This is a genomic window from Streptomyces lycii, assembly GCF_009735685.1.
In the GTDB taxonomy this organism is placed as follows: Bacteria; Actinomycetota; Actinomycetes; order Streptomycetales; family Streptomycetaceae; genus Streptomyces; species Streptomyces lycii.
Genome location: NZ_WHPN01000153.1, coordinates 1 through 5,156, shown reverse-complemented (window position 1 = coordinate 5,156; position 5,156 = coordinate 1). Strand labels below are relative to the sequence as shown.

The 5,156-nt window shown below is 71.6% G+C and carries 3 protein-coding genes; 1 reads left to right on the top strand and 2 read right to left on the bottom strand.

Annotated features, from left to right (window positions below; all coding sequences use genetic code 11):
* Positions 1-135 precede the first annotated feature (135 nt).
* A complete protein-coding gene (locus tag GCU69_RS06360) occupies positions 136-1,347 on the bottom strand; it encodes a winged helix-turn-helix domain-containing protein (protein ID WP_176604538.1) in 1,212 nt (403 codons plus the stop codon).
* Between the two features lie 244 nt (positions 1,348-1,591).
* Between GCU69_RS06360 and secA the strand changes: the two genes are divergently transcribed.
* Positions 1,592-4,417: a preprotein translocase subunit SecA gene (gene secA, locus GCU69_RS06355; RefSeq protein WP_098752167.1), complete on the top strand. Its 2,826-nt coding sequence runs from the start codon at positions 1,592-1,594 to the stop codon at positions 4,415-4,417.
* 357 nt (positions 4,418-4,774) lie between these two features.
* On the opposite strand, the gene GCU69_RS32560 is transcribed toward secA, so the two are convergent.
* Positions 4,775-5,156 (bottom strand): Rv3235 family protein (locus GCU69_RS32560; protein ID WP_235978275.1); only part of this gene is annotated, 382 nt, incomplete at its 5' end.

Genomic DNA, 5,156 nt, shown 5'->3' with positions numbered 1-5,156 from the left:
CCCGCCTCGCCCCCGTGCCGCCCCGCGCCGTTCCTGCTCCGTCTCAAGCCCCGCGCCCCCGCCTTCCCGCCCCGCCAGCCCCGCCGCCCCGCCGTACCGGTCCGGCCCGGTCCGCCCGGTCCGGTCCGGTCCGCTTCAGCCGAGCGCCGCGGCCAGCGGCTCGCGCAGCTCCGCGGGCAGCGTCCGTTCCACCCGGACCTCGTCGCACCCGACCCAGGCCGCGGCCTCGCCGAGCGCCGCGGCCATGGGCGCGACGGCCTTGGGGCCGTCCAGCGACACCTGCCGCGCGACCAGCGTCCCGCCCTCCCGCGCCGGGTCGACCCGCCCGAGCAGCCGCCCGCCCGACAGCAGCGGCATCGCGAAATACCCGTGCACCCGCTTCGGCTTGGGAACATAGGCCTCCAGCCGGTGGACGAAACCGAAGACGCGCTCGGTCCGCGGCCGGTCCCAGATGAGCGAGTCGAACGGGGAGAGCAGCGTCGTCCGGTGCCGGCCGCGCGGCACGGTCTCCAGCGCCGCCGGGTCGGCCCAGGCCGCTCCCGCGGGCCGGCCGGAACGCCGCCCGCCCGCCGCCGCGGGCCGCCCCCAGCCCTCGACCGTCACCGGCACCAGCCCGGAGTCCGCGAGCACGGCTTCCACCTGCCCGCGCCCCAGCCGGTGGTAGTCGGCGAGATCGGCCACGGTGGCGACGCCCATGGCCGTGCCCGCCTGGGCCACCAGCCGGCGCACGCACTCCCGGTCGTCCAGGTCGTCGTGGAAGAGCGCGTCCGGCACCACGCGCTCCGCGAGGTCGTACACCCGCTTCCAGCCGCGCCGCTCGGCGCACACGACCTCGCCGGTGTCGAGCAGCCACTCCACCGCGATCTTGGTCTCGGACCAGTCGTACCACTCGCCGCCGTTCTTGGCGCCGCCCAGCTCGGTGGCCGTCAGCGGGCCGTCCGCCTTCAGCCGCTCCCGGACGGCGGCGCACGAGCGCTCCGAGTCCTCCATCACATGCCAGCGGTGGCCCCGGGCGGCGCGGGCGCGGCGGCGGAAGGCGAAGTGCGGCCACTCCTCCATGGGCAGTATGCAGGCGGCGTGCGACCAGTACTCGAAGGAATGCGCGCCGGTCCAGTACGCGTCCTCGACCGTGGAGCGGCCGACCCCGCCGAGCCGGGCGTAGGGGACCAGCTCGTGCGAGCGGGCCAGCACCGAGATGGTGTCCAGCTGGACGGCGCCGAGGCTCCGGAGCACGCCGCGCACCCCGGCGCGGCGGTCCGGCGAGCCGAGCAGGCCCTGGGCGCGCAGGGCGATGCGGCGGGCCTCGTCGGCGGACAGTTCGGCGGCAGGCGTCGGCAGGCTCGTCATGCGCGGCAGACTAGTCCCGGCCACTGACACCGCCCCCGGCACGGCACTTCCGCGGCGGCTCCGGCGTTGTCTCTTTGGAGGGACAGAAGGTCTTCGTCCCGACGGACCTCCCGGTGCGGGCGTGTCCTGACTTACGATGGCCGTTGCGACGAGGCCTCACCTCGTCGTGCCCTCGCACCTACTCTCCGCCACCGGCGGGGGCGCCCACAGTGCCAGGACCCGACCGGCAAGGAGACCAGCCCAAGTGTCCGTCTTCAACAAGCTCATGCGTGCAGGCGAAGGCAAGATCCTGCGCAAGCTGCACCGCATCGCGGGCCAGGTCAACTCCATCGAAGAGGATTTCGTCGACCTCTCCGACGCCGAGCTGCGGGCGCTCACCGATGAGTACAAAGAGCGCTATGCCGACGGCGAGAGCCTCGACGACCTGCTTCCGGAGGCCTTCGCGACGGTCCGTGAGGCGGCCAAGCGCGTCCTCGGCCAGCGGCACTACGACGTCCAGCTCATGGGCGGTGCCGCCCTGCACATGGGGCATGTCGCCGAGATGAAGACCGGTGAGGGCAAGACCCTCGTCGGTACGCTCCCGGCCTACCTCAACGCGCTCTCCGGCGACGGTGTCCACATCATCACCGTCAACGACTACCTCGCGGAGCGCGACTCCGAGATGATGGGCCGGGTGCACAAGTTCCTCGGCCTCGAGGTCGGCTGCATCCTCGCCAGCATGACGCCGGCGCAGCGCCGCGCGCAGTACGCCTGCGACATCACGTACGGAACGAACAACGAGTTCGGCTTCGACTACCTCCGGGACAACATGGCCTGGTCGAAGGACGAGCTGGTGCAGCGCGGCCACAACTACGCGATCGTCGACGAGGTCGACTCCATCCTCGTCGACGAGGCCCGCACGCCGCTGATCATCTCCGGCCCCGCCGACCAGGCCACCAAGTGGTACGGCGACTTCGCCAAGCTGGTGACCCGGCTCTCCAAGGGCAAGCCCGCGAACCCGCAGCGGGGCGTCGAGGAGACCGGCGACTACGAGGTCGACGAGAAGAAGCGCACCGTCGCCATCCACGAGTCCGGTGTCACCAAGGTCGAGGACTGGCTGGGCATCGACAACCTCTACGAGTCGGTCAACACCCCGCTCGTCGGCTATCTGAACAACGCCATCAAGGCGAAGGAACTGTTCAAGAAGGACAAGGACTACGTCGTCATCGACGGCGAGGTCATGATCGTCGACGAGCACACCGGTCGCATCCTCGCCGGCCGCCGCTACAACGAGGGCATGCACCAGGCGATCGAGGCGAAGGAAGGGGTGGACATCAAGGACGAGAACCAGACCCTCGCCACGATCACCCTGCAGAACTTCTTCCGCCTCTACGACAAGCTCTCCGGCATGACCGGTACGGCCATGACCGAGGCGGCCGAGTTCCACCAGATCTACAAGCTCGGCGTGGTGCCGATCCCGACGAACCGCCCGATGATCCGCGCCGACCGGTCGGACCTCATCTACCGCACGGAGACGGCCAAGTTCGACGCGGTGGTCGACGACATCGCCGAGCGGCACGAGAAGGGCCAGCCGGTCCTGGTCGGCACGACCTCGGTCGAGAAGTCGGAGTATCTGTCCCAGCAGCTCAGCAAGCGCGGCGTGCCGCACGAGGTGCTCAACGCCAAGCAGCACGACCGGGAGGCGACGATCGTCGCCCAGGCGGGCCGCAAGGGCTCCGTCACCGTCGCCACCAACATGGCCGGCCGCGGTACGGACATCAAGCTCGGCGGCAACCCCGACGACCTGGCCGAGGCGGAGCTGCGGCAGCGCGGACTGGACCCGGTCGAGCACGTCGAGGAGTGGGCGGCGGCGCTGCCCGCGGCGATGGAGAAGGCCGAGCGTGCGGTCAAGGCCGAGTTCGACGAGGTCGTGGCGCTCGGCGGGCTCTACGTCCTGGGCACCGAGCGGCACGAGTCGCGCCGTATCGACAACCAGCTGCGCGGCCGTTCCGGCCGTCAGGGCGACCCGGGCGAGTCCCGCTTCTACCTCTCGCTGGGCGACGACCTGATGCGGCTGTTCAAGGCGCAGATGGTCGAGCGCGTCATGGCCATCGCGAACGTCCCGGACGACGTGCCGATCGAGACCAAGATGGTCACCCGCGCCATCGCCTCCGCGCAGTCGCAGGTGGAGCAGCAGAACTTCGAGACGCGTAAGAACGTCCTGAAGTACGACGAGGTGCTCAACCGGCAGCGCGAGGTCATCTACGGCGAGCGCCGCCGGGTCCTGGAGGGCGAGGACCTGCAGGAGCAGATCAAGCACTTCATGGACGACACCATCGACGCGTACGTCCACGCGGAGACGGTCGAGGGCTTCGCCGAGGACTGGGACCTGGAACGGCTGTGGGGCGCGTTCAAGCAGCTCTACCCGGTGAAGGTCACCATCGAGGACCTGGAGGACGAGGCCGGCGACCGGGCCGGGCTCACCGCCGAGTTCATCTCCGAGGCCGTCAAGGAGGACATCCACGAGCAGTACGCGGCGCGTGAGGAGCAGCTCGGCTCCGAGATCATGCGTGAGCTGGAGCGGCGCGTGGTCCTCTCGGTGCTGGACCGCAAGTGGCGCGAGCACCTCTACGAGATGGACTACCTCCAGGAGGGCATCGGACTGCGCGCGATGGCGCAGAAGGACCCGCTCGTGGAGTACCAGCGCGAGGGCTACGACATGTTCACGGCCATGATGGACGGCATCAAGGAGGAGTCCGTCGGCTATCTGTTCAACCTGGAGGTCCAGGTCGAGCAGCAGGTCGAGGAGGTCCCGGTGCAGGACAAGGCCGAGGCCGAGGGCAAGCCGTCGCTGGAGAAGGCGCCGCAGGACGCCGTTCCGGCGGGCGCGGGCGCGCGGCCGGAGATCCGCGCCAAGGGCCTGGAGGCCCCGCAGCGGCCGGACCGGCTGCACTTCTCCGCGCCGACCGTGGACGGCGAGGGCGGTGTGATCGAGGGCGACTTCGAGGACACCCCCGCGCGCTCGGAGTCCGACGGGATGACCCGTGCCGAGCGCCGGAAGGCGCAGAAGGGCCGCCGCCGCAAGAAGTGACGGCACCGCCTCCCGGGGCGCCGGCCGGGGCCGGATTCCTTCCTGCTGAAGGGGTCCGGCCCCGGCCGCGTTCGTACTCCGGTGATCCGGAGCGGTGGACCGGAGCGGTGGACCGGCGCCGGTGATCCGGCCCCGGGAAACCGTGCCGGTGGTCCGGGGCCGGTGGCCCCCGCCGGGTGGACCCCGCCGGGTGGGTCCACGCCGGGGGCGGATCCACACCGGTCGGCTGTACGGCTCGCCCAGCGGTACGGCGTACGGGGCGGTAGGCGGTACAACTCGCGCGGCGGTACGGCGGGTCCCCGGCGGTACGGGTCAGCGGTACGGGCCAGCGGTACGGCTCAGCCGTACGGCAGATGGTCAGCGGCCGGCGGTGGCCGCCGTCACCGGGGCCGCCGGGTCGAAGCCGAGGTCCACCGCGGAGCAGCGCCAGCGGCCGTCCGCCCCGTGTTCGAGGCGGAAGGCGAGGGCCTGCACCCGCTCGCCGGTCAGGATGCGGGCGAACGCCTCGATGACGTGCGGCTCCGGCCGGTATTCGTCGCAGCGCGCGACGACCGGGGCGCCACGCCGCCCGGCCGGTGGCCGCAGCGGCGTCAGTGGGGCGAGCCGGACCAGCTGCTCGTACGCCTGGCCGACGGTGTGGCCGAGCATCCAGTGGACCGGCTTCTGCCCGCTGAGGGTGAGCAGCAGCCGGTTGGCGAACCAGTGGCGCGGGCGCAGTTCGCGCCGGTGCGCTGCGGGG

Bases quoted from the DNA above. Each gene is read 5' to 3' on its own strand.
- GCU69_RS06360 (WP_176604538.1), bottom strand. From the start codon at position 1,347: ATGACGAGCCTGCCGACGCCTGCCGCCGAACTGTCCGCCGACGAGGCC.